This is a genomic window from Geodermatophilus sp. URMC 65 (genome assembly GCF_053502545.1).
Genome location: NZ_CP199954.1, coordinates 3,641,979 through 3,667,858 on the forward strand (window position 1 = coordinate 3,641,979; position 25,880 = coordinate 3,667,858).

The window sequence follows — 25,880 nt, forward strand, 5'->3', positions numbered from 1 at the left end:
CTGTGGCGCCGGCGCGGTCGGCTCTGCGTCGGCCATGTCGGGCTCGGGCGTGGCGTGCCGACCCCCGACGGCGCCGGGAGCGACGTCCGCACACGCCGCACCCGGCTGGCCCACGCCGCCGGCGCCCGGCCGACGAGGTCGTTCAACGCCGAGGCGGCCTTCGCCCAACTCCGGTCCGAGGACAACCCGTGCCCCCTGAGCGGGCAGGACACGGCCGAGCCGGGCGCTCGACGTGGCGGCCGGAACCAGGGCGGTCAGCGCCACGGATCGCCCTTCGCCACCGCGTACTGCTGCCAGACGTACCGCCAGGGGATGACGGCCGCGATGATGACGACCACCGAGCAGTTGATGATGATCTCGCTCATCGCCTGATCCACCTTGTCGGCCAGCACCGCGGGCAGCGCCACGACGGACAGCCAGATCACCTTCCACAGGGTCTCGAACAGCAGGATCGGCAGTAGCCGGACCGGATACCGCAGTCCGAGGAACGCCAGCAGCGACATGCCGGTGAGCAGGACCGCGACGACTCCCTCGTACAGCGGCATGGACTGGTCGTAGCCGATGACGATCGGCCACTTCACCAGGGCCAGGCCGACGCCCATGACGGCGTAGCCGATCCGCATCGTGTTCAGCCGCCAGGTGGGCAGGTCGGCTGGCGCGGCGGGGCGGAGCGCGGGGTTGGGGTCGGTGCGCGCGATGGTCATGGCGGTTCCCCTCGTTCTCGAGCGGTCGCGGCGGCTGCCACGGGCGGAGTTGAAGCTAGGAGCGGACGGGGTGATCGCGGATCACCACACGATGTGAAAGGCGTGGTGATCCGGCCGCCCGCCGGCGTCTGCCACGTCGGGCATCACCGGGCCGGTGGGCGGGTCAGCAGCCGGGCGCGGAGCCGGTGCAGGCGCGGCATGAGGCCGTACATCACGATCGGGACCGCGATCGTGGCGACGATGACGGTGCGCAGTAAGACAGGGGTGCCGGCCAGCAGGCCGCGCAGCGCGAGGTTGAGCACGGTGAGGGTCGGCAGCACGGCAAGCCAGATCATCAGGGCCAGCTGGTGCTTCGACGGCGGCGGGATCGGCGTGGGCGTGCGGTGCGCGGGGTCGGTGAGCATGTCGTCCTCCTCGTTGGTGGAGCCGCGTTCTTGTCTGGCCGCGGCGCAGGCGGGTGGCCGGCCCGCTGGCGGCCGTTGTGGCTGGGGTTGCGGCTACAGCCCGTGCCGACGCTCGCCGAGTACGGCTGCGGTGAGCCGGGCTTCGGTCGCGGCGGAGAAGACGCCGCCGGCCGCGTGGTGGTCGACCGCGCGGTCGACGTCCTCGGCGACCAGGTCGGCGTTGAGGGCGATCCCGGCGGTGTTGCCGGCACCGGCGGCGGCGATGACCTGGCCGCGCGGGTCGGCCACGTTGCCGGCGGCCCAGACGCCGAAGCAGCTGGTCTGGCCGGTGGCGTCGACGGTGACGAACCCGGCCTCGTCGGTCCGGCAGCCGAGTCCGGCCAGCAGGCCGTAGGCGTGCGGGGTGTTGCCGGGGCGGAGGAACACCGCGGTCCGCGCGACCCTCCGGCCGTCGGCCAGCCGCACGCCGGTCAGCCGGTCGGCCTCCACGACCAGCCGGGTCACTTCGCCGTCCACGATCTGGATGCCGCGGGCCCGCAGTTGGACACGTTCGGGGACGGTCAGCTGGTGGGTGTGGGCGAAGAAGACCACGTCGTCGGACCACTGGCGGATCAGCTGCGCGTGCACGACCGCGCCCGGGCCGGTGCCCAGCACCCCGAGCGGCTGATCGCGGACCTCCCAGCCGTGGCAGTACGGGCAGTGCAGCAGGTCCCGGCCCCACCGGTCGCGGACGCCGGCGATGTCGGGCAGCTCGTCGCGGACCCCGGTCGTCAGCAGGATCCGCCGGGCGCGCAGCACCCGGCCGCCGGCGAGGCGGACGACGAAGCCCGGCTCGATGCCGACCACCCGGGCGGCCACGAGCTCGACCCCGTACCGTGCGATCTCGGCCCGTCCGGCGGCCAGCAGATCCGCGGGCGACATCCCGTCGCGGGACAGGAACCCGTGCATGTGCGCCGCGGGCGCGTTGCGCGGCGCCCCGGCGTCGACCACCGCGACCCGCCGCCGCGCCCGGCCGAGCACCAGCGCCGCGCTCAGCCCGGCCGCGCCGCCGCCGACAACCACCACGTCGTGAACCTTCGCCTCCATAGCGATCACCTCCGCGCCGAAGGGTTCGCCGACGGCACGGCGGCGACAACGATCGTTGCCATTTCTGGGAACCGCTGCTGGGCTGGCCGGCATGCAGCAGTCGGCGGCGATCGCGGCGGCGCTGGCCGGGGTGGGTCCGCGGCTGAAGCGGATGCGGACCCAGTGCGACATCACCCTGACCGAGCTGGCCGCGGCGACCGGGATCTCCAAGAGCACCCTGTCCCGGCTGGAGTCCGGGCAGCGCAAGCCCAGCCTGGAGCTGCTGCTGCCGATCGCGCAGGCGCACCGGATTCCGCTGGAGGAGCTGATCGGCGCCCCGGAGGTCGGCGACCCGCGGGTGCGGTTCACCCCGCGCCGGCGCAACGGCCGCATCGTCGTTCCGCTGACCCGCTACCCCGGCGGACTGCAGGCGTGGAAGACGATCATCCCGCCCGAACCGGGTGAGCCCGAGCTGCGCACCCACGAGGGGTACGAATGGCTGTACGTGCTCGCCGGACGGGTGCGGCTGATCCTGGCCGACCACGACCTCACCCTGGGGCCCGGCGAGGTCGCCGAGTTCGACACCCGGCTGCCGCACTGGTTCGGGCCGGCCGACGACCAGCCGGTGGAGATCCTCACCCTGCTGGGCCGGCAGGGCGAACGCATCCACGTCCGCGCCGCCCCCCGCCGAGCCGACCGCGCCTGATCGCGCTGGGCATCGTGCTGGGACGGAGCGGAGAGCATCGACACCGTCCGGATCCGGCTGCCACGATGCGTCCGCCGAGACGGCGGCGCGTGTCGGCGACGGGGCGGCTGACATCGGGGCGGTGGGCGACACCCCCGGGGCCTGACCCTCGAGGGAGGTGGTCGTCATGGCCCCCTTGCTCACGACGAAGCTGCACGTGCCGCGGCGGCGGCGCGGCCTGGTGGCGCGCCCTCGGCTGAACGAGCGGCTGAACCGGGGCGGCGACGCGGCGCTGACGTTGGTGTCGGCGCCGGCCGGCTTCGGCAAGACCACCCTGCTGACCGAGTGGCTGGCCACCGCCGACCGGCGATCGACGGCGTGGCTGTCCCTCGACGCCCGGGACAACGACCCGAGCACGTTCTGGACCTACCTCATCGCCGCGCTGCAGACGGCCGTGCCCGGCGTGGGGGTCGGCGCGCTCACCCTGCTGCGGGAGCCGCACGCGTCGCTCGACGAGGTGCTCGCGACCCTGGTCAACGAGCTCGACGCGGCTCCCGACGACCTGGTCGTGGTCCTGGACGACTACCACGTCATCGCCCGGCCGGACGTGCACGACCGGATGGCCTTCCTCGTGGAGCACCTGCCTCCGCAGGTGCACGTGGTGATCGCCACCCGCGCCGACCCGGCGCTGCCCGTGGCCCGGTGGCGGGCGCGCGGCGAGCTCGTCGAGGTCCGTGCCGATGACCTGCGCTTCACCGCCGAGGAGGCCGCGGCGTACCTCACCGAGGCGATGGGGCTGGCGCTCACGGCCGAGCACGTCGGGGCGCTGGAGGCGCGCTGCGAGGGCTGGATCGCCGCGCTGCAGCTGGCCGCACTGTCCATGCAGGGCCGCGACGACCCCGGCGGCTTCATCACCGGCTTCGCCGGCGACGACCGGTACATCGTCGACTACCTCGCCGAGGAGGTCCTGCAGCGCCAGCCCGACGACGTCCGGCACTTCCTCCTGCAGACCTCGATCCTCAGCCGGCTCACCGGCCCGCTGTGCGACGTCGTCGTCGGACGCGGCGGCGGCCGGTCGATGCTGGAGGCCCTGGAGCGGGCGAACCTGTTCCTGGTCCCGCTGGACGACCGCCGGCACTGGTACCGCTACCACCACCTGTTCGCCGACGTGCTCCAGGCGCGGCTGCTGGCAGAGCAGCCCGACCGGGTACCCGAGCTGCACCGGCGGGCCAGCGGCTGGCACGCCGAACACGGCGAGCCGTCCGAGGCGATCCGGCACGCACTCGCCGGTGGGGACGCCGAACGGGCCGCGGACCTGGTCGAGCTCGCGATGCCGGCGGCCCGGCAGAACCGCCACGACACCACGCTGCGCCACTGGTTCAACCAGCTGCCCGAGCACGTGCTGCGCAACCGGCCGGTGCTACGCGCCGGCTACGCCGGCGCGATCCTGGTCCACGGCGAGCTCGACGGCGTGGAGGAGCACCTGCGCGACGCCGAGCGCTGGTTGGACTCAGTGGAGCCCGCAGATGCCGCCCCGCCGGACACAACGCTGGCCGCCACGCCTGCGGTGGATCACGCGCTCGTCCGGGCCGTGCGCAGCCAGGTCGCGGTCTACCGCGCCGCGCAGGCCCGGATGACAGGCGACCTGGTTGGCACCATGACCCACGCCCAGCGGGTGCTCGACCTCGCCGCCGCCGATGACCACCTGGTCCGCGGGGCGGCCGCCGGGCTGCTGGGGCTGGCGCGCTGGAGCAGCGGCGAACTGGCGGACGCGCACCGGTGGTGGAGCGACTCACGCGCCGAGCTTGAGTGGGCCAGCCACCACTCCGACACCCTCGGCGTCTCCCTCGCGCTGGCCGACATCCGCATCGCACAGGGCCGGCTCCGCGACGCGACGGCCACCTACCAGCACGGCCTGGACACGGCGACCGGGCACGGCGCGACGGTGCTGCGCGGCGCGGCCGACATGCACGTCGGCATGAGCGAGCTGTGCCGGGAGCGCAACGAGCTCGACGCCGCGCGCGAGCACCTGGCGGCCAGCACGGCCCTCGGCGAGCACGCCGGCCTGCCGCAGAACCGGCACCGGTGGCGGATGGCGATGGCCCGGCTGCGGGAGGCCGAGGGAGACCTCGACGGCGCCGTGGACCTGCTCGACGAGGCGCAGCGGTGCTACGTCAGCGACATGTTCCCCGACGTGCGCCCGATCGCGGCGGTGCGCGCCCGGGTGTGGCTGGCCCAGGGCCGGCTCGGGCAGGCGTTCGACTGGGCCCGACAGCGCGGGCTGTCCGCAGACGACGACCCGTCGTACCTGCGCGAGTTCGAGCACGTGACGCTGGCCCGGGCGCTGCTCGCCGAGCACGGCACGTCCGGCGACCGCACGTCGCTGGACCAGGCGACCGGGCTCCTGGATCGGCTGCTGCACGCGGCGCAGGACGGCGGCCGGACCGGCAGCGTCATCGAGCTGCTCGTGCTGCAGGCGCTGGCCCACCAGGGCCGGGACGACGGTTCCGGTGCGCTCGGCGCGCTGGACCGCGCGCTGCAGCTCGCGGAGCCGGAGGGCTACGTGCGCGTCTTCCTCGACGAGGGGAGGCCGCTGGCCGGGCTGCTGAAGGCCGCCGCGCAGCAGGGGGCCGCCCCCGGCTATGTCCGCCGGCTGCTGGCGGCGGGCGCCCCGGCCGGGGACGGAGCACCCGTGCAGCGGGGGCTGGTCGAGCCGTTGAGCGCCCGCGAGCTCGAGGTGCTGCGGTTGCTGGGCACCGACTTGGACGGCCCCGGCATCGCCCGCCACCTGTTCGTCTCGCTGAACACCGTGCGCACGCACACCAAGAACCTCTACGCCAAGCTCGGGGTGAACAGCCGCCGGGCCGCGGTCCGCCGCGGCGAGGAACTCGACCTCCTGGCCCGGACCGACCACCGCCCCGGCGGCGCCGCATCCGACCGGTAGGCCCGGCCTCCAATCACCACCCGGATCACCACACATGGTGAGCCGCGCTCCCCACCCCCGTTCCTACGGTTCGTCCGCACCGAAGGAACGCCGGAACACCGGACAGCAATCCTGCCGGCCGGCCCGGACAGGGGGACTCGATGGCGGAGCACACAAACGGCCGTCCTTCCGACTCGAGCCGCTACGAGATCCGGCTGCGTGGGCGCCTCGACCCGCGGTGGGCCGCCTGGTTCGACGGGATGACCCTCACCGCCGCCGACGACGGCACCACGGCGCTGCGCGGTCCGGTGACCGACCAGGCAGCGCTGCACGGCCTGCTGCAGAAGGTGCGCGACCTCGGAGTGCCGCTGCTCTCGGTGACCCCGCTCGACCCCGAACCGCCGCGCACCTCCACTACCTGACCCGCCATCAACCCCGGAAGGACCCGACATGAGCATCACGGCGCCTCCCACCGCAACCACCCGACCGGCGACCGACCCCCTGCGGCGCACCTCCCGCGCCGCCGGGATCTTCTACCTGCTCACGTTCGTGTCCGTGCCCACGCTCATGGTGTTCCAGCCGGTGCGGGACGGCGCCGAGTTCGTCCTGGGCACCGGCAGCACCACCGGCGTGCTGTGGGGATCCTTCTCCGAGGTGGTCGTCGCCCTAGCCGGCATCGGCACGGCCGTGGTGCTGTTCCCCGTGACGAGGCGGGTGAGCGAGACGGCCGCCCTCGGGTTCGTCACCGCCCGGGTCGTAGAGGGCAGCCTCATCATCGTCGGCGTCGTCAGCATGCTGACGATCACGACCCTGCGCGATGTCGCGACGACTCCTGATGCGGACCAGGCCTCACTGGTGACGGCCGGCCACGCCCTGGTCGCCACCTACGACTGGACCTTCCTGCTCAGCCAGAGCCTGATGCCCGTCTTCAACGCGCTGTGCCTGGGCTACGTGATGTACCGCTCCGGCCTCGTGCCCCGCATCCTGCCCACCCTGGGGCTGATCGGAGCACCGCTGCTCCTCGCCTCGGACATCGCGATCTTCTTCGGCGTCATCGACCGCGTCTCGCCCTTCGCTGCGGTCGCCTGCATCCCGATCGCCGTCTGGGAGTTCTCGCTCGGCGTCTACCTGACCGTCAAGGGCTTCCGCCCGTCCGCCGTCGCCGCCCTCCCGCCCGCGCAGGCCGTCCGATGAGGGCCGCGGTCTACCGCCGCTTCGGCGGGCCGGACACCGTCCACGTCGAGGAGCTGCCGCGGCCGTCGGGCGGCCCCGACGACGTCCTCATCCGGGTGCAGGCGAGCACCGTCAGCGCAGCCGACCACCGCGCCCGCAGCCGCGAGGTCCCCCGCGGGCTCGGGTTGCTCGCCGCCGCCGGGATCGGGCTGCTGCGCCCGAAGCGCCGCGTGCTGGGCTTCGACGCCGCTGGCGTCGTCGAGGCGGTCGGTGCGAACGTCACCACGTTCGCACCGGGCGACGACGTGATCGCGATGCTAGGCGCGAACTTCGGCGGGCACGCCGAGTACGCCCTGGTCCGGCCGGGCGACCCGATCGCCCGCAAGCCCGCCACCATGACCTTCGAGGACGCGGTGACGCTGGTCTTCGGCGGGCTGACCGCCCGCGGCTTCCTGCAGCAGGCGTCGCTCCGGCCAGGTGCAGCGGTCCTCGTCAACGGGGCCTCGGGCGCGGTGGGCACCGCGGCGGTGCAGCTGGCCGCGCACACCGGCGCGCACGTGACCGGGGTCTGCAGCGGCGCCAACCGCGAGCTGGTCACGTCGCTGGGCGCCGACCGGGTGATCGACCACACCCGCGAGGACTTCACCGCCGAGCCGGCCACGTACGACGTGATCGTCGACTGCGTCGGCAACGCGCCGTTCGAGCGGGTGCGGCACCTGCTCAGGCCCGGCGGCGCGCTGCGGCTGGTGGTCACCGACCTGCGCGGGCTGCTGCTAGCCCCGGTGCGCAGCCGGCGGACCGGCCACCTGGTCACCGCCGACGTCGGCAAGCCCACCGCCGAGGACCTGGCCGTCCTGGTCGACCTCGCCGAGGCCGGCGCCTACCGCGCCGTCATCGACCGGACCTACGACCTCGCCGACATCGCCGAGGCGCACCGCTACGTCGACACCGGCCGCAAGCGGGGCAACGTCGTCCTCCGCATCCCCGGCGCCGCGGCCGAGCCCGCGCCGTCGTCCGCCACCGCGAGCACCGAGGAGGTCTCGTCATGATCGAGGCGCACGAGCTCACCAAGCGCTACGGCGACAAGACCGCCGTGGACGGGATCAGCTTCGCCATCGCCCCCAGCTCGGTCACCGGGTTCCTCGGGCCGAACGGCGCCGGCAAGTCCACCACCATGCGGATGATCATGGGCCTGGACCGGCCGACGTCGGGCACCGTCACCGTCGAAGGCAAGCCCTACGCCGCCCACCGCTCCCCGCTGTCCGAGGCCGGAGCGCTGCTGGTTGCGAAGGCGGTGCACCCCGGCCGCAGCGCACGCTCCCACCTGCGCACGATGGCCGCCACGCACGACATCCCGGCCTCACGGGTGACCGAGGTGATCGAGATGACCGGCCTGGCCACGGTCGCCGGCAAGCGGGTCGGCGGGTTCTCCCTGAGCATGGGCCAGCGCCTCGGGATCGCCTCGGCGATGCTCGGTGACCCGCGCACGCTGATCCTCGACGAGCCGGTCAACGGGCTGGACCCCGAGGGCGCGCACTGGGCATCTTCTTCGCGATCATGGGTCTCGCCTGGAACGGGGCCCTCACCGTGAGAGCGCCCGAACAGTTTCCGATGCTGGCCCGGCGTGCTCCCTGGGGGTGGTACCGGCGCGCCGGACTCGTCCTAACGGAGCCTGCCCCTCGCGCCTTCGGCGCAGCCATGACCGTGGGGGAGACAGCGGTGGCTGCCGCGGTCCTGAGTCCCGGCCCAGCTGCCCGGCTAGGACTGTTGGCCGCGACCGCCTTCTCCCTCGGTATAACCCCGTTGGGCCCACTACACGTCGGGCAACCCGATCCTGGCGATGGGGGCATGGCACCTCGCCCGCCGGCCCTGGCCCACAGCGGCCTTCAGCCGCAGGCGGGTCTGAACCTCTAGCTCCACCGCGCTGCTCGCCCTCGGACTCGCCCGTTTCAGCGCGGTGCACCCGTGATCAGCTCGGCAGGTCTGTCCGAAGCGTGTGTCAAGATCGCGGACGTATCCCGATGAGCGGGTGCGCTGGGTCGGAAACGGACCAGAACGGGGTGGGCAGATGCGTAGGCAGGACCTTCTGACCTGCAGAAGGAGGCGAAGTCCAACAGCGAGAGCGGTGGTTCGGCCGGTCCCCCGCCCCGCACACGGGCCCTGCTCCAGGTGTAGTCGCTGCCGTCTGGTGTCGGTGGCTCGCCCGCCACGGTGCCCGGGGGGGGGTTGTGCCCGGGGCGTTCGGGGCGGGTCGAGCCACCGACGTCGATGACCGTCCCGGGCCGCTGCTGTTCGGCCAGAGTCTGGGCCGTGTTGCTGGTCACTTGATGGCTATGGCGGCCAGACAAGGGACATTCGATGGCCGCAGTCGGTCGGTCCCGGCCCGATGTCAGCGGCGGCCGCCGCGGTACTTCTTCGGGACGGGGCTCCCATTCACGACGAGGCACACGAGTCCGAGGGCCATGTTCACAGCGGCCGACTCGGGCGGTCCGCGGCACCGTCGCCACCGGGCATGGGATAGCCGCCGCGGAGGAACTGGGTCAGGTACAGCGTGAATGGGTGGTCCGGGCCGAGCGCCCGGTAGCAGCGCTCCAGTGTGTCCTCGCCGAGCACACGGGCCGGCTCCGCCTCATCCAGCCGGGTCAGGGCGCCGGTCAGGGCCACCGCTGCCAGCAAGGTGATTGGGTGGTCCGGGCCGAGCGCCCGGCGGCTGCGCTGCAGGGTGTCCTCGCCAAGTGTGCGGGCCGGCTCGGCCACGCCCAGCGACGCAAGCGCGCCGGTCAGGACGGCGGCCGCACCGAGAGTGATCGGGTGGTCGGGGCCAAGCATCCGGCGGCTGCGCTGCAGGGTGTCCTCGCCCAGGGTGCGGGCCAGCTCGGCCTCGCCCAGTCGGGCCAGGGCGCCGGTCAGGGTGCCCGCCGCCAGCAGGGTGATCGGGTGCTCAGACCCGAGCGTTCGTTGGCAGCGCTGCAGGGTGTCCTGGCCCAAGGTGCGGGCTGCCTCGGTCTCGCCGACCCCGACCAGGGCGCCGGTCAGGGTGCCCGCCGCCAGCAGGGTGATCGGGTGCTCAGACCCGAGCGTTCGTTGGCAGCGCTGCAGGGTGTCCTCGCCCAGGATGCGGGCTGCCTCGGCCTCGCTCAGCTGGAGCTGCGCGAGGGCTAGAGCAGCCGCCGCCCATAGTGCATTGACGTGTTCTAGCCCGAGCACTTGTTGGCAGCGCGGCAAGGTGTCCTGACCCAGGGTGCGGGCTGCCTCGGCCTCGCCCAACCCGACCCGGGCGAGGGTGAGAGCGGTCGCCGCTGCCAGAGCGGTCAGGTGGTCGGGGCCGAGAACGTCGTGGCAACGCTGCAGGGTTTCCTCACCCAGCTCGCGGGCCTTCCCCATCTCGCCCAGCTCGATGAAGGAGACAATCAGGGCACTCGCTGTCCCGAGAGTGAATAGGTGATCCGGACCGAGTGCTCGGCGGCAGCGCCGTAGGGTGTCTTGGCCCAGCGTTCGGGCAGGCTCCGCCTTCCCTAGTTGATTGAGAGCCGTGGCCAGGATGGCCGCCGCTTCCAGGGTGGTGACGTGCTCCATGCCGTGCGCGCGCCGGCAGCGTTGCAGGGTGTCCTGGGCTAGGGCGTGGCCCGATGCCACCTGCCCCGCCGCGAGCAGCGCCAGAGCGAGCCTGTTCGCGACGGTGAGGGTGTCGGGGTGGTCGGGACCGAGGTTCACCCGCCAGCGGTCGAGCAGCGGTTCGCAGACGGCCCGGCTGGCGTGGCTGTCGCCGTGGGACTGCAGGTAGTGGATGGTGTCAAAGACCAGCCGACGGCTAGCCGGAGCGTGGTCGGTGAGCGGGGCGGTGGCCAGCACGTGCGGAGCTAGGGCCGCGTAGCCGGCCCAGCTGGCCGAATCCTCCGGGTCGCCGGGGGACGCGGCGGCCAGCAGGGCCACCACTTCCTGTTCGTCGGCCTGCTGCCTATCAGGAGGGAGTTGCTGGCGGATCACCGTCTGCACGAGCCGGTGCAGCTGAAAGCCGTCGGGGGAGCGGCGGGCCAGAGAGTAGCCGACGAGCGCGCCGACGGTGTCGGCCAGGGCGTCGGGATCGGCGGCGATGCCGCGCAGCGGCTGGTCGAGCAGCTCCGGGTGGCCAATGAGCAGGCACAGGGGGATGGGTTCGGGGGCGAGAAAGGCGGCCAGCTCCAGCAACTGGACCGCGGCCGGGTCCTGGTTACGGAGCCGCTCTAGGGACAGTGCCCAGGCGGTGTCGAGACGGCCTGAGTAGCCGATCACGTCCCCGCGGGACAGCAGGTCGGCGCGACGGGCGCGGAAGCGGCGCAGATAGTCCGCCGGCGGAAGGTCGGTCTGCTCCAGATAGCCGGCGGCCTGCGCGGCCGCCAGCGGCAGGTCCCCCAGCTCCGCGGCGAGCTTGTCGGCGAGCCCCTCGCCCATGCCCGGGATACGGGCGCGCAGCAGCGCGATCGTCTCCGCCCGGGTGAGCACGTCCACCTCCAGCCGCCCACCCAGCGCCCCCCAGCCGGGGAAGCGGGAGGTGATCATCACGTGCCCGGCCCCACCAGGCAGGTAGGCGGCGACGTCCTGGGGCCGCTCCGTGTTGTCCACGACGAGTAGCCAGCGGCCCCGGCCGCGCAGCTCGGCCAGCAGCCGGTCGACAGTCTCCGCGACTGTGGGCCCGGGTGGCAGGCCGAGCCGGGTGGCCAGGGAGGCGAGTTGACCGGGGATGAGGACCGGCTGTTCGGCGTCGATCCACCAGATCAGGTCGTAGTCGGCGGCGAACCGGTGCGCGTACTCGAGGGCCAGCTGGGTCTTGCCCACCCCGCCCAGGCCGTAGAGCGCCTGCACCACCAGCGTGCCCTCACCTGAGTGCAGTCGCCGCCGTAGCTCGGCGAGCATTCCGTCCCGGCCGGTGAACCGCGGATTGCGCGGCGGCACTCGCCACACCGCCGGCAGTACGCCAGCGAACCCCGGCTTGTCCGTCGGCGCCGGTCCGGCTCTCGGAAACGGCGGCGCCGCTGTGGGCCGCCCACCGGCCAGCCGGTCCCGCAGCCGGGCCGCCGCTGCGGCCTCGTCCAACCCCGTCAGGTCCAGGTGAATCAGCGACGCGTAGAGCGGCGGCAAATTCACCGGCTCGACGAGCACCGGCACGACCCGGCCCGCGGCCTGCTGGGCGAAGGCCGCGCGCAGCTCCGCCCCGCCAAAGGGCGAGGCGAAGTAGGCCTGGGTGCACACCGCCAGCAGCCGGTCCGCCCGCTCCAGCGCGACCTGCATGCGGGCCACGAAGTCTTCGCCCGGAGCCCAGTCCCACACGTCCAGCTCGACGGTGTACCCGGCTTCCTGGAGCTGCCAGGCCAGCCATTCGGCCCAGGCGGTGTCCCGGCCGGCGTGGCTGATGAAGAAGTCGGTCCTCCGACTGCTCACGCACCAGTGCTACACGCATCACCCGCCGTATGCGAGGCCGGCTGCGCCAGCAGGACATGCAAGTCGCCTGATGAGGTGGTGCACCGGCGCCTCAAGCTCCCCGGAGATCCGCAGGTCACGCTGCAGCGCCGGGACTCATCGTTCTGACGACCAGGCGCGCGAGTTCCCCAGGTCCCACCTCCGCCGTCCGGACGTCTGGCGGTCCCGCACCGCGTATGGCTTGTTTGGGGGTCGCTGATCTATCCGTGTCATGACACGCCGGGGCTGCGGTGGTGCGCTTTCGATGAGGTCGCCCGAAGTCCCTACAGGCCGTGGTAGCTGTTCAGGATTACCTTCTTGGTTCCGACGGTGCGGTGGGGCACCGTGAGCAGGCTGCGTCCCATAGGGGGCTGCCATGTCACTCGATGACGCCGCGCTCGCCCGCTTCGAGCGGTCCGTCTCCGGCGAGGTGCTGCGGCCGGCGGCTCCCGGATTCGCCGCCGCCCGCGCCGGGGCGATTTGGAACGGCGCCATCACGCGCCAGCCGGCGTTGATCGTGCGACCCGCCTCGACCGAGGAGGTGGCGAAGACCGTCGCGTTCGTCCGCCAGCAGGGCGCAGATCTGACCGTGCGCGGCGGCGGGCACAGCGGAGCCGGGAACGCGGTGATGGACGACGCGGTGATGATCGACCTGTCCCGGCTCGCCGGGGTCCGGGTCGACCCGGACGGCCGCCGGGCCTATGTCGGGGGTGGGGCGACGCTGGCCGCCGTGGACGCGGCGACCGCCCCGCATGGTTTGGGCGTGGTCGGCGGCACGGTGAGCCACACCGGGGTCGCTGGGCTCACGCTCAGCGGTGGTCTGGGTTGGCTGACCTCGCAGCAGGGGCTGGCCTGCGACAACCTGGTCGCCGCCACGCTGGTGACAGCCCACGGGCGCACGGTGACCGCGTCGGAACAGGCCCATCCCGAACTGTTCTGGGCGCTGCGTGGGGCCGGCACCAACTTCGGCATCGTCACCGAGCTGGTCTTCGCGCTACACGAGGTCAACCCGCTGGCCAATCTGGGCTTGTTCTTCTGGCGTCCGCCGGACGCCGTCGAGCCCCTGCGCTTCGCGCGTGAGTACCTGTTCGGCCTTCCCGCCGGGCACGCGGGGGCAGTGGTGGGGATGTCCGCACCGCCGGAGCCGTTCGTGCCCGAGGACCACCGCGGCGTACGAGGCATCGCCGTGATGGTCGCCGGGTGGGGCAGCGCCGAGGAGCATGCCGCCGCGGTGCGCCCGCTGCAGGAGCGCCACCCGCTGTTCGAGATGGTGACACCGATCCCGTACGTGGCGCTCCAGCAAATGCTCGACGAGGCGAATCCGTGGGGCATCCGGGCCTACGACAAGGGCCTGAACCTTGACCAGCTGTCCGATGACGTGCTCGCGGTCATCCTCGGCCGGCTCCCGGACATGTGCTCACCGCTGTCCTACGTGCCGATGTTCCCGTTGACCGGCAGGTACAGCGAGGTGTCCGACGACGCCACGGCCTGGGGCAGCCCCCGCCGCCCGCACTGGGCGCTGGCACTGCTCGCCCTCGCCGGCGACGAGGCGACCTACGCCCAGGATCGCGCCTGGGTCCGCGACCTCTGGCAGGCCCTGCGGCCCTACGCACGCGACGACGCGACGTACCTCAACTTCGAGGCCGACACCGATGACCGACGGGTGCGCGCCTCCTACGGAGAGGAGAAGTACCGGCGCCTCGCCGCACTGAAGGCCGAGTGGGACCCGGACAACGTGTTCCGGCACAACCCCAACATCCCGCCCGCGGCAGCCGGCATCCCCTCACCCCGCCAGACCCGGCCTGCCACCGCTGACAAGAGTGCCGGCTGAACGCCGCGGCCCCCGGCTCCGTCCTTGACCCGGCTAGCGTATGCCCTTCAGCTTCGGCGGAGACCAGCCAGCCTGAGAACGCACTTGGGATGCACTCGCCTGCCAGGTGCGGGAACGCCATTGAGGAGGCTCACCGGCCGGCAGCAGTGGTGGGCGCGAGGCCTGTGCGGCTGCTTCGACCGGAGCGGCCGCATGGCGGAGCGTTCCCGCTTGCCCTTGCGCGTCCGAGCGCCGGGGGCAGGTGGGAGCCCGAAGTGCCCTGTCACGCCGAGGACCCAGCTTCTTCGCCAGGACGGAAGCGGGGCCCTCGGGTGGTGCCCGTTGCTGGCATGACCACTGGTGACTCCTGGCACTCGCGATCCAGCTTCACGGGCGACGCCGGCGCAGCTAGCCGCCGCGGCCGGCGTGGCTGATGAAGAAGTCGGTCCTCCGACCGCCCACGCTCAGTGCTACACCCCTCACCGCTCGTACGCGAGCCCCCGGCGGCAGCCCAACACCGGCACGACCTCGTCGATCCCGCACCGCTGTCCGAAGCGCGTGTCAAGATCACCTTCGTATCCCGGCAGGCCAGCAAGCCGGGTCGGGAAACGGACCGGAACGGGGTGCGCAGATGCCCATGCAGTGGCTTGTGACCTGCGGAAACAGACGAAGTGCAACAGCGAGAGCGGTGGTTTGGCCGGTCCCCCGCTACTGCCGAGAGAGGCCCGGCGCACACAGCGCCGGGCCTCTGTCGTTCGTGCAGGAGCGGCGCGTTCGTGTGCGGAGGTCCGTCACCCCGGACCGGCACCGACGCCGGATCCCGAGCCGGGTGGGGCCGGCCACGAGGACGGCGGAGTGGTCAGGCCCTGAGCCGGGGGCGGGCTCGGCTGGCGCCGGCGGGCAGGGCGGCCATCGCCAGCGCCACGGCCAGCACGGTGGTCACCGGCACCCACAGCACGAGCCCGGCAGGCGACAGCCCCGGTCCGGCCAACGCGACCATGAGGACAGCCGGGGCTCCGGTGACCGTGAGCACGGTGCCGACGTGCCAACCGCGGCAGCGCAGCCAGGCCGCGACGGCCAACGCCCAGCCGGCGGTGACAGCTGCCGTCCAGGTGCTGCCGGTGACCATCTGCCACCCGAGCTGGAGCGCGACGAGGGCGGTCAGCAGCGGCAGCAGCGTGGCGCCGTAGCGGGCGAGGAACACCCGGACCGCCGAGGAGTCGCCGGGCGCCGGCAACGGTCGTTCGACGGCGGCTGGGGCGGTCGCGGTGGACATCGGTGCTCCCTCCGGTAGGCCGGACCGACGTCCGGGATGCGGGTGAGCGTCACGCCGGCGAGATCGCCGGGGTCGCAGGCTCGCGGCGGGCGGGCTCGGCCTGCTCCCTCGACCGGCCGTCGGCGGCCATGCGGTCGGACAGGGTGGCGGCGTCGGCGCCGACGAAGCCGAGCAGCGCCGAGCCGCGGGAGGTCTGCCAGGGCAGCCCGAGGAAGTACAGGCCGGGGACGTCGGTCACCCCGGCCTCGTGGCGGACCTGGCCGTCGGCAACGACCCCGGGCACGTGCAGCCAGGAGTACTCGGTGCGGTAGCCGGTGGCCCACACGACGGCGTCGAGTGCGGCGGTGCTGCCGTCGGCGAAGGTGGCGGTGCGGCCGGTGACGCCGGTCAGCCGGGGCCGGAACCCGACACCGCGAGCGCGGAGCCGACTGCTGCGGGTACCGATGACGAGGTCGCCGCGGGCGCGCAGCCGGCGGCCCAGCCGGGTGTGTGCCGGCACGGTGAGGAACCCGGTCTTCGTCAGCCAGGAGAACAGGTCGCGGCCGGCGATGCGCTGCGGCAGCTGCAGCGGCTCGGACCCGACCGCGACGATGACGGAGCAGCGACCGGCGAGCTCGGCGGCGATCTGCAGCCCGGAGTTGGCCGCGCCGACGACGAGCACCCGGGCGCCGGCGGGCAGCTGGGCGGGGTTGCGGTACTCGGCGCTGTGCAGCTGAGGGATCAGCGGGTCCAGGTGGTCGGCGAGGGCGGGGATGTGCGGGGTCTGGAACGGCCCGGTGGCGACCACGACCTGCCTCGCGCGCAGCGTCGCGGACGGCGTGGTGATCGTGAAGTCCCCGTCGCCGTCGCGGTGCAGTCGCCGCACCGGGGAGTCCAGCCGCACCGGCAGCCGGAAGTGGGCGGCGTATGCGGCGAGGTAGTCGGCGACGTCATCCTTGCTCGGGTGGGTGTCGGCCGGGGCGGGAAAGGGCAGGCCGGGCAGTGAGTCGTACTGGGCGGGGCTGAACAGCCGCAGGGAGTCCCAGCGGGAGCGCCAGCTGTGGCCGATCTCGGGGCCGGCGTCGAGCAGGAGGAAGTCGGCGCCACGGCGGGCGAGGTGGTGGCCGAGGGCGAGACCGGCCTGACCGGCGCCGATGACGACGACGTCGAGCAGCTCACGGCCACCGGTGGACGGGATGGCTGGCACGGGGTCCTCCTGACGGGCATGGGGGCGGGCGTGACACCGGACGCTAGGAGCGGGAGACCGGCGTCACGCCGGGAGAACCGCCGGGTTCGGGTGCCACGCCCGCGGGGAGTCCGCGTCAGAGGTCGAGCGGGAGCGCGACGAGTTCGGCGCGCGAGGTCACGCCGAGCTTGCTGAACACGTTGCGCAGGTGGAAGTCGACCGTGCGCGGGCTGACGAAGAGCCGCGCGGCGGCGTCCCGGTTGGACAGCCCCTGCCGGACGAGCGCGGCGACCTGCCGCTCCTGTGGGGTGAGCTCGGTCGCAGTGGCGACATCGCGGCGGCGGGCCGTCTCACCCGAGGCGCGCAGCTCCTGCGCGGCGCGTTCGGACCAGGGCGCAGCCCCGAGGTCGTCGAAGACCGCGAGGGCGGCCCGCAGGTGCTCGCGGGCGTCGACCCGGCGGCGGGCGCGGCGCAGGTGCTCACCGAGGGCCAGGTGGGTGCGAGCCCGGTCGGGCAGACGCAGTGACGTCTCGTGCGCCTCCAGGGCCCGCCGGAGGTGTTCCTCGATGTCGCTGCCCTCGGCGAGCAGCGCGCGGCCGTGCTCGACGGCGGCGACCGCCGCCGGGGCGCCGGTCCCGGTGGCGAACGCGTCCAGCTCGTCCAGCCAGGCTCGGGCGAGGTCGGCGCGGCCGGCCCGGACGGCGGTCTCGAGGCGGTCGATCGCCGCCATCCGGCACAGGCCGGGCTCGCGCATCTGCGCCAGGTGGTGCAGCGCGGTCGCCGGCCGCCCGGCCGCACGCAGGCCCCGCGCCCAGTGCACCAGGTCGACGACGATGACGTCGGTGATCCCCACTGCGTGTGCTTCCCGGATCGCCATCGCCTCGGCCAGGTGCCGATCGGCGGCGTCGTCCCCGCGGAGGGCGGCGACCAGGGCGAGCTCGGCGGTCGGCAGCGCGGTCAGTCCGGCGTGGCCGGTGCTGGCGGCCAGGGGTAGCGCCTCGGCGGCCGCAGCCGCGGCCTTCGCCCAGGCTCCGGTCGCGATCTGGACCTGGGCGCCGCGCGTCAGGGCGTGCTCCACCATGGTCAGCGCCCCGGCGCGGCGCGCGGCGGTCAGCTGCTCCTCGTGCAGGCGCAGCCCGCGCTCGTCGTCACCGACGAGCATCGCGGCGACGCCCAGGTTGGGCTGCAGCACGTGGTCGTCGACGGGATCGGCGTCGGTGAGGGTGAACGCGCACCGGAAGGAGTCGGCAGCGGCCACCCAGTCCCGGCGGGCCGCGGCGACGAACCCACGCAGCAGCACGGAAGCGGCCCGTACCCGGGCCGGGGCATCGGCACCGGGCGCGGTCACGAGCGCCGCCGGGTCGAGGGTGCGCGCCGATCGTGCGCCGAACGCGGCCAGGGACGCCGCCAACATCGCCAGCTGCTGCGCCATCGCCTCGTCCGCGCCGGCGGCGAGCTGCGCGGCCTGCAGGACGAGGTCGTAGCCGTCGTCGAGCGAGCGGGTGTTCCACTCGATCTGCCCCTGCAGCGTGAGCAGCTGAGCGCGTAGCAGCGGGTCCCTCACGTCGGCCGCAGCGGACGTGGCCAGTGCCGCCGCCCTCGACGGGTGCGCGCCCTGCCAGGCCGAGGACGCGGCCAGGTACAGCCGGCGGCCACGGGCCTCACCGCCGCCGGTGAGCTCGGCGGCGCGGGCCCAGGCGGCCGCGGCGGCCTCGTGTCCGCCCCGTGCTGCGGCGCGCTCGGCGACGGCGTCCAGTGCGGCCACGACCTCGTCGTCGGGCCGGTCGGTGGCGGCGGCCAGGTGCCACGCCCTGCGGTCGGCGTCCGCACGGAGGACATCGGCCAGCGCACGGTGCGCGGCCCGGCGCTGCGCACTGGTCGCCGCCCGGTAGACCGCCGAGCGCACCAGCGGGTGGTGGAGGACGACGGTGCCTCCGTCGGCTCGGAGCAGCCCGGCCCGCTCGACCTCGTCGAGAGCATCGTCGCCGGCGCCCAGCCGGTCGCCCGCGTCGCGGACGACGGTCAGCCGACCGGTGTCGTCGGCCGCGGCCACGAGCAGCAACCGCTGGGCCGGCTCGCCCAGCCGCCGGTAGCGGTCGAGGAACCCCCGCTCCACCCCGCCGGTCAGCGGCAGCGGTGTCGGCAGCGGTCTCCGACCGGCCAGCTGGTCCGCGGTGAGCACCCCGGCGAGCTCCACCAGCGCCAGCGGGTTGCCGCCCGTGGCGACCACGACCTGGTCCCGCACCGCTGGGTCGATCTCCCCGCCGGTCCGGGCCGACAGCAGCGCGTCGGCCGCGTCCCCGGCGACGCCACCCAGGACGAGGGCGGGCAGGTCGGACGCGTCGAAGCCGTAGGGCTCGCCGTCCCGGGCAGCGAACAGCAGCGCGACCCGCTCGGCCTGCAGCCGGCGGGCCACGAACAGCAGCGCCGCCGCGGATGCGTCGTCGAGCCAGTGCGCGTCGTCGACCACGGCGAGGACCGGGGACTCCTCGGCAGCGTCGGCGAGCAGGCTCAGCGTCCCGAGGAACGCCAGGAACCGGTCGCCCTCACCCTCGACCTCACCCATCGCGGCCCGCAGTGCGATCCGCTGCGGCGTCGGCAGCACCTCCAGCCGGCTGCGGAGCGGCCACAGCAGCCGTTGGAGGGCGGCGAAGGCCAGCGGGGACTCCGACTCCACGCCGGAGGTGCGCAGCACCGTCATGTCCGGGGCCGCGTCGAGGGCGTCGGTCAGCAGCGTCGACTTGCCCGAGCCGGCCACGCCGCGGACGACCAGCGCGCCGCCGTTGCCCTTGCGGGCTGCATGGAGCAGGGCGGCGATCACCGCGCGTTCGGGGTCCCGTCCGGCGAGCACGGGCTCGACCGTACCGACCGGATCGGGCAGGTCCAGGAGAGCGGACGCGGCGAGGTCACCGACGACAGCGACCTCGGCGCCGCCGGCCCTCCTGACGCCGATCCCGGTGGGGATCCCGGCGATTTCCCCGGTGAGAGGGACCCGTGTCGGGGCCGACTCTCGTCCCCGACCGCACCGCCACCCGCCCGTCGAGGAGCTCCCATGCTCTCCAGCACGCCCCGAACCTTCGTCGGCTCGACCACCTTCACGGTCACCGGCATGACCTGCGCCCACTGCCGGCGCGCGGTCACCGAGGAGATCGCAGCAGTCGGCGGCGTCGAGTCCGTCGCCGTCGACCTGGACACGGGCACCGTGACCGTCACCGCCGAGCGCCCCGTCGACCGCGCCGACATCAGCGCCGCCGTCGACGAGGCCGGCTACGCCCTCGTCCCCTGACCCCGACCGCCACGTCCCCTGGAGATCCCGTGCACAGCGGAACCCCCACCCAGAGCGCGACCTCCGCGCACCCCGACGCCCAGCCGCACACCACGCACCGGCTGAGCGCCAAGAAGTTCGTCCTGCACTTCCTCGAGATGGTCGTGGCGATGGCCGTCGGCATGGTGGCTCTGCACCCCGTGTGGACCCTCGTGCTCGACGCCACCGGCACCACCGAGCTGATGCACGACCCGTACACGGGCGCACTGATCATGGCGACGGACATGACGGTCGCCATGTCCGCGTGGATGAGGTTCCGCGGTCACCGGTGGCGGCCCATCGCCGAGATGGGTGCGGCGATGTACGTGCCCTTCCTGGTGCTGTTCGTGCCGCTGGCGTTCGGGCTCATCGACGAGGGGGCCCTGATGCTGTGGGGCCACGTCCTCATGCTCCCGGCGATGGCCGCGGCGATGCTGCTGCGCCCGCACGAGTACGCCCACTGCTGACCCCGGGCGCCGACCACGTCGGTGACGCACTCCCGCGGCGGGAGCGGGACCTCCACTCCCGCCGCGGCCACCACCCGTCCCTGGAGGAGTCCCCGATGACCGACGCCCCCACGACCGACCACCCGGCGTCCACCGCGATCACGATCCGGCGGGCCACACCGGTGGATGCCGGGACCGTCGCCGCGATGGTCCGCGAGATCGCTGCGCACGAGGACCAGGCCGCGCACGTGCACGTCACCGACGAGCGGTGGCGACAGCTGCTCGACCGACCCGACGTGTTCGTGTTCCTCGCCGAGCACGCAGGCGGGGCCGTCGGCTACGTCTCCGCCGTCCGGCAGCTGCACCTGTGGACCGGCGGCGACGTCCTCGCCCTCGACGACCTCTACGTCCGGTCCGGCTCCCGCGACGCCGGCGTCGGCGGACAGCTCATGGCCGCCCTCGCCGGGCTCGCCGCGCCCGAGCAGCTGCTCATCCGGTGGGGTGTGGAGGTCGACAACGTCGACGCCCAGCGCTTCTACCGCCGGCTCGGCGCGACCCTGCGGTCGAAGGTGCTCGCCGCGTGGACCCCGGCCGCCTGCGCCGCCCCACAGGCCTGACCGGACCCGGCGATCCCGCCGGTCCGAGCGGCTCGTCCGCCGCCGAGGCTCGACCCGACCCCAGCACCCGATCCGACAGGAGAGCTCCCATGACGACGACCGCGCCGCCGCCCACCGTGTGCACGCTGGAGATCAGCGGCATGACCTGTGGGTCGTGCGTCGGCCGGGTGGAGAAGGCCCTCAGCCGCGTCGACGGCGTGGCCGGCGCCGAGGTCAACCTGGCCACCGAGGTGGCCATCGTCCGCTTCGATCCGCAGCAGGTCGGTCTCGACGAGCTGACCGCCGCGGTCACGCGCGCGGGCTACACCGCGACCCCTCGACGCGAGGCGCAGCCGGCCGCCGAGGTCCGCGCGGGGGACGCCGAGGAGAACCGCGACATGCACCTCACCGCGCTGAGGTGGAAGTGGCAGGTCACCCTCTCCGTCGGGCTCGGGCTGATGGTCCTCATGTACATGCCGCTGTACCTGGACACGATGGACTGGCTGATGCCGGCGATCCTCGTCGTCGCCACCGTCGTGCAGTCCTGGGCCGGCAAGGACGTCTACCGCGCCGCCTGGACCGCGGCCCGGCACCGCTCGACCAACATGAACACCCTGGTGGCGCTGGGCACCGGCGTCGCCTACGGCTACAGCGCCTTCGTCACCCTCTGGCCCGCGGCGGCCGAGCGGTGGGGGCTGCCGTTGCACGTGTACTTCGAGACCTCGTTGGTCATCCTCGCCCTGGTCCTGGCCGGCCGGTGGATGGAGGCCCGCGCCAAGAAGCAGACCGCGGCGGCGATCACCGCGCTGGTGGGCCTGGCGCCGAAGACGGCCCGGGTGCTCCGCGACAGCACCGAGGTCGACGTACCGGTCGAGCAGGTCGTCGTCGGCGACCTCGTGCGGGTGCGCCCCGGCGAGAAGGTGCCGGTCGACGGCGTCGTCACCGACGGCGCCACCGCGGTCGACGAGAGCATGCTGACCGGCGAGAGCCTGCCGGTCGACAAGGCCGTCGGGGACCCGGTCATCGGCGCGACGCTCAACCGCACCGGCACGGTCGTGCTGCGGGCCACCGCGGTCGGCGAGGACACCGCGCTGGCGCAGATCGTCCGCCTGGTCGAGGACGCGCAGGGCGCGAAGGTGCCGATGCAGCGGCTGGCCGATCGGGTCTCGGCCTGGTTCGTCCCGATCGTGCTGCTGCTGGCTGCGGTCACCTTCGCCGCGTGGGCGTCGTTCGGCCCGGACACCGGCCGGCTGACGATGGCGATCACCACCACGATCGCCGTACTGATCATCGCGTGCCCGTGCGCGCTGGGCCTGGCCACACCGACCGCGGTCATGGTCGGCACCGGCCGGGCCGCCGAGCTGGGCATCCTCATCAGCAACGGCGACGCCTTGGAGACCGCCCGCCGGGTCACCGCCGTCGTCCTGGACAAGACCGGCACCATCACACGGGGCCGGCCGGCGCTCGCCTCGGTGACCACGGTCGGTCGCTGGACGGAGGACGGCGTGCTGGCGCTGGTCGCCGCCGCCGAGACCGGCAGCGAGCACCCCGTCGCCGAGGCCGTCGTGGCCGCCGCTGCCGCTCGGGGGCTGCGCCTGCCGGCGCTCCGCTCCTTCGACGCCGTCCCCGGTCACGGCATCGACGCCGTCGTCGCCGAGCGGCACGTGCTGGTCGGCAACGCAGCCCTGATGACCGTCCGCAGCGTGGACACCACCGCGCTCGCCGGCACCGCTGCCACCGCCGCGGCAGTGGGCCAGACCCCGATGTTCGTCGCCATCGACGGGCAGCCGGCCGCGGTGCTGTCGGTCGCCGACACGGTCAGGCCCGAGTCCGCCGAGGCAGTCGCCCAGCTGCAGGCGCTTGGACTGCAGGTGTGGATGCTCACCGGCGACAACGCCGCCACCGCCACCGCGATCGCCGACCAGGTCGGCATCGAGCACGTGCTCGCCGAGGTCCTGCCCGCCGACAAGGCAGCGCAGGTCCGCTGCCTGCAGGAGCAGGGGCACGTCGTCGCGATGGCCGGTGACGGCATCAACGACGCTGCCGCCCTGTCGGCTGCCGACGTCGGCATCGCCATCGGCACCGGCGCGGACGTCGCCATCGCCGCCTCCGACATCACCCTCGTCGGCGGGGACCTGCGCGGCATCGTGTCGGCGATCGCCCTGTCCCGGCGCACGGTCACGACGATGAAGCAGGGCCTGGGGTGGGCCTTCGGCTACAACCTGCTGCTCGTCCCGGTCGCCGCCGGCGCGCTGTACTGGTGGAACGGGCTGCTGCTCGACCCGGTTCTCGCCTCCGCGGCGATGGCGATGAGCTCGGTCAGCGTGCTCACCAACGCCCTGCGGCTGCGCCGGTTCCGCCGCCCGGCCACGGTGGCCGAGATCCTGCACCCGCCGCTGCGGACACGGATCGGCCAGTACGCCTACCTGACCGGGGTCGCGGTCGTCGCCCTCGCCCTGGGCGCGGGGCTGACCGCGGTCAGCCGGATGGACGTCGCCGAGCGCGGCATGAACGGCACGCTCGCCTGGATGCAGGGCACCGGCATGCCGATGCGCCCGGCGATGAGTGAGATGATGACCGCCGAGGTGCCGCCCACCGACGCCGCCGACGCAGGCCTCGACGTGCAGCTCGACGTCCCCGCGCAGACCCGGCCCGGCGCGCCCACGCGCCTCGTCGTCACGGTCGTCGACGCCGCCTCCGGCGAGCCGGTCGAGGACCTCACCCGCAGTCACGAGGCGTGGATGCACCTCATCGCCACCCGCGAGGACCTGGGTACGTTCACCCACGTCCACCCGGAGCCGACCGGCGAGCCCGGGCAGCTCGCCGTCGAGGTCACGTTCCCCACCGCGGGCCGGTACATCGTCAACACCGAGTTCCGACGGCAGGGTGAGATGAGCGACGTCCACCAGCGGCAGGTGGTCACCGTGGCCGGCACCGGACCGCAGCCGGTGACCCTGACCGCCGGCCCGCGCACCGTGGTCGTCGACGGCGTCCGGGTCGAGCTGCAGGGGGACGCCGTGGTCGGCCGCAGCGACCTGGACCTCACGTTCACGGATGCGGCGACCGGTCGGCCGGTCGACGACCTGCAGCCCTACCTGGCCGCCGCCGGGCACGTCGTGGTCATGCGGGCCGATGGGACGACGTTCGCCCACGAGCACGCCGAGGTGACCGACGACCGCGGGCGGCCGGTCTTCGCCCTGCCCGGGACGACGTTCGGCCCCGAGCTCGACGTCCACGCCGAGTTCCCGACCGCCGGGACGTACCAGGTGTGGGCCCAGTTCCGCCTCGGCGAGGGACGTGTGATCACCGTGCCGTTCACCGTCCAGGCCGGCTGAGCCCGACGATCACCAGTCCCCGCATGCGGGCACTCACATGCGGGGACTGGGTGCTCGACGACCGACCCCACCGGGCCGCGGAAGCCCCTGAGAACCGAACGAGGAACGGATGACACTGCACGTGCGCCCGGCGGTGCTCGACGACGTCCCCGCCGCCGTCGAAGTGCTCGTCGACGCCTTCACCGACTACCCCTGGACCAGGTGGACGGTCGACGCCGACGCCCACGGCGAGCGGCTGGGGGCACTGCACCGCCTCTACCTCTCCGCCGTCGCCATGCCCTTCGGCCGTGTCGACGTCGGCGAGACGGCGGAGGGACTGGTGGGCGTCGCGGTCTGGCTGCCCGGGACCGCGGTGCCCGGGGACGTCTGGGCGCGGGTCGGCCCTGCGGCCGCCGAGCTGGCGGGTGACCGAGCGGCAGCCGCGGCTGACGCCGAGGCGGTGCTGGCCGGGCGCCGCCTCGACGAGCCGCACGTGACCCTGGCCAGCCTCGGCGTCGTGCAGCGCCGCCAGGGGCGGGGCCTCGGTGCGGCGACACTGGCCCCCGGACTCGTGCGCGCAGACCGGGACGGGCTGCCGGTGCACCTGGAGACCAGTGCGGAGCCGAACGTGCGCTTCTACCGACGCCTCGGGTTCACGGTGACCGATGTCGTCGACCTGCCCGGTGATGGCCCGCGGACCTGGCTGATGCGCCGCGCGCCCCGCACGGCCACCCCGGGGACGGCGGCGACCGCGGCCGAAACGGTGGGGAGCGCGGAGGGGCCGGTCCGGTGAACGGCTCCCTGATCGCTCTCATCGTGCTCTGCACCGGCCGCCCGCCTCACCGCGACCTCGCGAGCCGGAACCCCAGATCGTCGATGCGGAAGGTCGGGTGGCTCTTGCGGCGGCACGACGCCCGGCAGGCTCGGGGGTGGTCCTGCCAACCGCCGCCCCGGAACACGCGGTAGGGCCCGTAGAGGCCGGGATCGAAGACGTCCCAGCACCACTCCCACACGTTGCCGATCGTGTCGAAGAGGCCCCACGCATTCGGCGCCTTCGTCCCGACCTCGTGTGGGGAACCCCTGGAGTTGGCGCGGTACCAGGCGATGTCGTCCAACTCCCCGTAGCGGACGTCTGCGCTGCCGGCCCGGCACGCGTACTCCCACTCCGCCTCCGACGGGAGGCGGAACCCGTCCGCGTCCCGGTCCCACACCACGTCCAGCGCGTCGGGGTCGTCGCCCATCGAGTAGCAGGGGGCGAGCCCCGTCGTCTCGGACAGGAGGTTGCAGAACCGGACGGCGTCCTCCCAGGAGACGTCGGTCACCGGTGTCCGTGGCTCCGTCTCGCCGGCCGGTGCCCCGCCTCGCGCGGCGACGTAGAGCTCGCGGGTGACCGGACAGCGGGCCAACCGGAAGGCGCCGACCTCGACTGTCCAGTTCGTTCTCGTGCCTTCGTCCCGCAGGACGATCTCCCCGGGCGGGATGTCGACCAGGTCGTCGACGACCGCTCGGAGCAGCGCTGGTCCACGGCGCCTGGCGGGACCGGGCCCTGCACGTGTCACCCGACCGCCTCCAGTTCCGT

20 protein-coding genes are annotated in these 25,880 nt (G+C 73.7%); 12 read left to right on the plus strand and 8 right to left on the minus strand.

The features are described from left to right. Positions 1 to 254 precede the first annotated feature (254 nt). The 3 genes from ACWIX7_RS17680 to ACWIX7_RS17690 all read right to left on the minus strand — a co-directional run bounded on the left by ACWIX7_RS17680 (position 255) and on the right by ACWIX7_RS17690 (position 2,194). Entirely contained in the window at positions 255 to 704 is a 450-nt protein-coding gene (locus tag ACWIX7_RS17680; protein WP_448617732.1) for a hypothetical protein, read from the minus strand. Between the two features lie 143 nt (positions 705 to 847). Beyond that, positions 848 to 1,108 (minus strand): hypothetical protein, encoded by a 261-nt coding sequence (locus tag ACWIX7_RS17685; RefSeq protein WP_448617733.1) that lies wholly within the window; start codon positions 1,106 to 1,108, stop codon positions 848 to 850. A gap of 93 nt (positions 1,109 to 1,201) precedes the next feature. Further along, on the minus strand, positions 1,202 to 2,194 hold the full coding sequence (locus ACWIX7_RS17690) for an NAD(P)/FAD-dependent oxidoreductase (RefSeq protein ID WP_448617734.1): 993 nt from the start codon (positions 2,192 to 2,194) through the stop codon (positions 1,202 to 1,204). Positions 2,195 to 2,285: 91 nt separating this feature from the next. On the opposite strand from ACWIX7_RS17690, the gene ACWIX7_RS17695 reads away from it, so the two are divergent. From ACWIX7_RS17695 to ACWIX7_RS17720, 6 genes are all read left to right on the plus strand, one after another. Beyond that, on the plus strand, positions 2,286 to 2,879 hold the full coding sequence (locus tag ACWIX7_RS17695) for a helix-turn-helix domain-containing protein (protein ID WP_448617735.1): 594 nt from the start codon (positions 2,286 to 2,288) through the stop codon (positions 2,877 to 2,879). Positions 2,880 to 3,045: 166 nt separating this feature from the next. After that, a complete protein-coding gene (locus ACWIX7_RS17700; RefSeq protein WP_448617736.1) occupies positions 3,046 to 5,802 on the plus strand; it encodes a LuxR C-terminal-related transcriptional regulator in 2,757 nt (918 codons plus the stop codon). Positions 5,803 to 5,942: 140 nt separating this feature from the next. Then, positions 5,943 to 6,203, plus strand: coding sequence for a hypothetical protein (locus ACWIX7_RS17705; protein WP_448617737.1), 261 nt, complete (start codon positions 5,943 to 5,945; stop codon positions 6,201 to 6,203). Between the two features lie 28 nt (positions 6,204 to 6,231). Further along, complete coding sequence (locus ACWIX7_RS17710) at positions 6,232 to 6,975, plus strand: DUF4386 domain-containing protein (protein ID WP_448617738.1); 744 nt, start codon at positions 6,232 to 6,234, stop codon at positions 6,973 to 6,975. Further along, positions 6,972 to 8,003 (plus strand): NAD(P)-dependent alcohol dehydrogenase, encoded by a 1,032-nt coding sequence (locus ACWIX7_RS17715; protein WP_448617739.1) that lies wholly within the window; start codon positions 6,972 to 6,974, stop codon positions 8,001 to 8,003. Before ACWIX7_RS17710 ends, ACWIX7_RS17715 begins: the two co-directional genes overlap by 4 nt. Then, a complete protein-coding gene (locus ACWIX7_RS17720) occupies positions 8,000 to 8,545 on the plus strand; it encodes an ATP-binding cassette domain-containing protein (RefSeq protein ID WP_448617740.1) in 546 nt (181 codons plus the stop codon). The genes ACWIX7_RS17715 and ACWIX7_RS17720 overlap by 4 nt, the downstream gene beginning before the upstream one ends. 875 nt (positions 8,546 to 9,420) lie before the next feature. Here ACWIX7_RS17720 and fxsT read toward each other — a convergent pair. Then, the gene (gene fxsT, locus ACWIX7_RS17725; RefSeq protein WP_448617741.1) at positions 9,421 to 12,372 is read right to left on the minus strand and encodes an FxSxx-COOH system tetratricopeptide repeat protein; all 2,952 of its coding nucleotides are present in this window, start codon (positions 12,370 to 12,372) and stop codon (positions 9,421 to 9,423) included. A gap of 394 nt (positions 12,373 to 12,766) precedes the next feature. Between fxsT and ACWIX7_RS17730 the strand changes: the two genes are divergently transcribed. Further along, a complete protein-coding gene (locus ACWIX7_RS17730; RefSeq protein ID WP_448617742.1) occupies positions 12,767 to 14,221 on the plus strand; it encodes an FAD-binding oxidoreductase in 1,455 nt (484 codons plus the stop codon). An 838-nt stretch (positions 14,222 to 15,059) separates the two neighbouring features. Here ACWIX7_RS17730 and ACWIX7_RS17735 read toward each other — a convergent pair. The 3 genes from ACWIX7_RS17735 to ACWIX7_RS17745 form a co-directional block, all read right to left on the minus strand. Continuing rightward, the gene (locus ACWIX7_RS17735) at positions 15,060 to 15,476 is read right to left on the minus strand and encodes a hypothetical protein (protein WP_448617743.1); all 417 of its coding nucleotides are present in this window, start codon (positions 15,474 to 15,476) and stop codon (positions 15,060 to 15,062) included. A 49-nt stretch (positions 15,477 to 15,525) separates the two neighbouring features. Then, positions 15,526 to 16,662, minus strand: a complete 1,137-nt coding sequence (locus ACWIX7_RS17740; RefSeq protein ID WP_448617744.1) for a flavin-containing monooxygenase — start codon at positions 16,660 to 16,662, stop codon at positions 15,526 to 15,528. A gap of 115 nt (positions 16,663 to 16,777) precedes the next feature. Next, positions 16,778 to 19,492: an ATP-binding protein gene (locus ACWIX7_RS17745; protein ID WP_448617745.1), complete on the minus strand. Its 2,715-nt coding sequence runs from the start codon at positions 19,490 to 19,492 to the stop codon at positions 16,778 to 16,780. A 201-nt stretch (positions 19,493 to 19,693) separates the two neighbouring features. Here ACWIX7_RS17745 and ACWIX7_RS17750 point away from each other — a divergent pair, with 201 nt between their 5' ends. From ACWIX7_RS17750 to ACWIX7_RS17770, 5 genes are all read left to right on the plus strand, one after another. Then, on the plus strand, positions 19,694 to 19,927 hold the full coding sequence (locus ACWIX7_RS17750) for a heavy-metal-associated domain-containing protein (protein WP_448617746.1): 234 nt from the start codon (positions 19,694 to 19,696) through the stop codon (positions 19,925 to 19,927). A gap of 29 nt (positions 19,928 to 19,956) precedes the next feature. Continuing rightward, entirely contained in the window at positions 19,957 to 20,412 is a 456-nt protein-coding gene (locus tag ACWIX7_RS17755) for a hypothetical protein (protein ID WP_448617747.1), read from the plus strand. Positions 20,413 to 20,507: 95 nt separating this feature from the next. Further along, positions 20,508 to 21,008, plus strand: a complete 501-nt coding sequence (locus tag ACWIX7_RS17760; RefSeq protein WP_448617748.1) for an N-acetyltransferase family protein — start codon at positions 20,508 to 20,510, stop codon at positions 21,006 to 21,008. Positions 21,009 to 21,097: 89 nt separating this feature from the next. Beyond that, a complete protein-coding gene (locus tag ACWIX7_RS17765) occupies positions 21,098 to 24,322 on the plus strand; it encodes a heavy metal translocating P-type ATPase (protein WP_448617749.1) in 3,225 nt (1,074 codons plus the stop codon). A gap of 109 nt (positions 24,323 to 24,431) precedes the next feature. Further along, positions 24,432 to 25,094: a GNAT family N-acetyltransferase gene (locus tag ACWIX7_RS17770; RefSeq protein ID WP_448617750.1), complete on the plus strand. Its 663-nt coding sequence runs from the start codon at positions 24,432 to 24,434 to the stop codon at positions 25,092 to 25,094. Between the two features lie 46 nt (positions 25,095 to 25,140). Here the strand turns inward: ACWIX7_RS17770 and ACWIX7_RS17775 are convergent, their stop codons facing one another. After that, a complete protein-coding gene (locus tag ACWIX7_RS17775) occupies positions 25,141 to 25,860 on the minus strand; it encodes a formylglycine-generating enzyme family protein (RefSeq protein WP_448617751.1) in 720 nt (239 codons plus the stop codon). Positions 25,861 to 25,880 lie beyond the last annotated feature (20 nt).

Coding starts and splice junctions, on each gene's coding strand:
- ACWIX7_RS17715 (WP_448617739.1), top strand. CDS start 6,972: ATGAGGGCCGCGGTCTACCGCCGCTTCGGCGGGCCGGACACCGTCCAC.
- ACWIX7_RS17690 (WP_448617734.1), bottom strand. CDS start 2,194: ATGGAGGCGAAGGTTCACGACGTGGTGGTTGTCGGCGGCGGCGCGGCC.
- ACWIX7_RS17770 (WP_448617750.1), top strand. CDS start 24,432: ATGACACTGCACGTGCGCCCGGCGGTGCTCGACGACGTCCCCGCCGCC.
- ACWIX7_RS17685 (WP_448617733.1), bottom strand. CDS start 1,108: ATGCTCACCGACCCCGCGCACCGCACGCCCACGCCGATCCCGCCGCCG.
- ACWIX7_RS17730 (WP_448617742.1), top strand. CDS start 12,767: ATGTCACTCGATGACGCCGCGCTCGCCCGCTTCGAGCGGTCCGTCTCC.
- ACWIX7_RS17750 (WP_448617746.1), top strand. CDS start 19,694: ATGCTCTCCAGCACGCCCCGAACCTTCGTCGGCTCGACCACCTTCACG.
- ACWIX7_RS17705 (WP_448617737.1), top strand. CDS start 5,943: ATGGCGGAGCACACAAACGGCCGTCCTTCCGACTCGAGCCGCTACGAG.
- ACWIX7_RS17680 (WP_448617732.1), bottom strand. CDS start 704: ATGACCATCGCGCGCACCGACCCCAACCCCGCGCTCCGCCCCGCCGCG.
- ACWIX7_RS17735 (WP_448617743.1), bottom strand. CDS start 15,476: ATGTCCACCGCGACCGCCCCAGCCGCCGTCGAACGACCGTTGCCGGCG.
- ACWIX7_RS17695 (WP_448617735.1), top strand. CDS start 2,286: ATGCAGCAGTCGGCGGCGATCGCGGCGGCGCTGGCCGGGGTGGGTCCG.
- ACWIX7_RS17760 (WP_448617748.1), top strand. CDS start 20,508: ATGACCGACGCCCCCACGACCGACCACCCGGCGTCCACCGCGATCACG.
- ACWIX7_RS17765 (WP_448617749.1), top strand. CDS start 21,098: ATGACGACGACCGCGCCGCCGCCCACCGTGTGCACGCTGGAGATCAGC.
- ACWIX7_RS17710 (WP_448617738.1), top strand. CDS start 6,232: ATGAGCATCACGGCGCCTCCCACCGCAACCACCCGACCGGCGACCGAC.
- ACWIX7_RS17720 (WP_448617740.1), top strand. CDS start 8,000: ATGATCGAGGCGCACGAGCTCACCAAGCGCTACGGCGACAAGACCGCC.
- ACWIX7_RS17700 (WP_448617736.1), top strand. CDS start 3,046: ATGGCCCCCTTGCTCACGACGAAGCTGCACGTGCCGCGGCGGCGGCGC.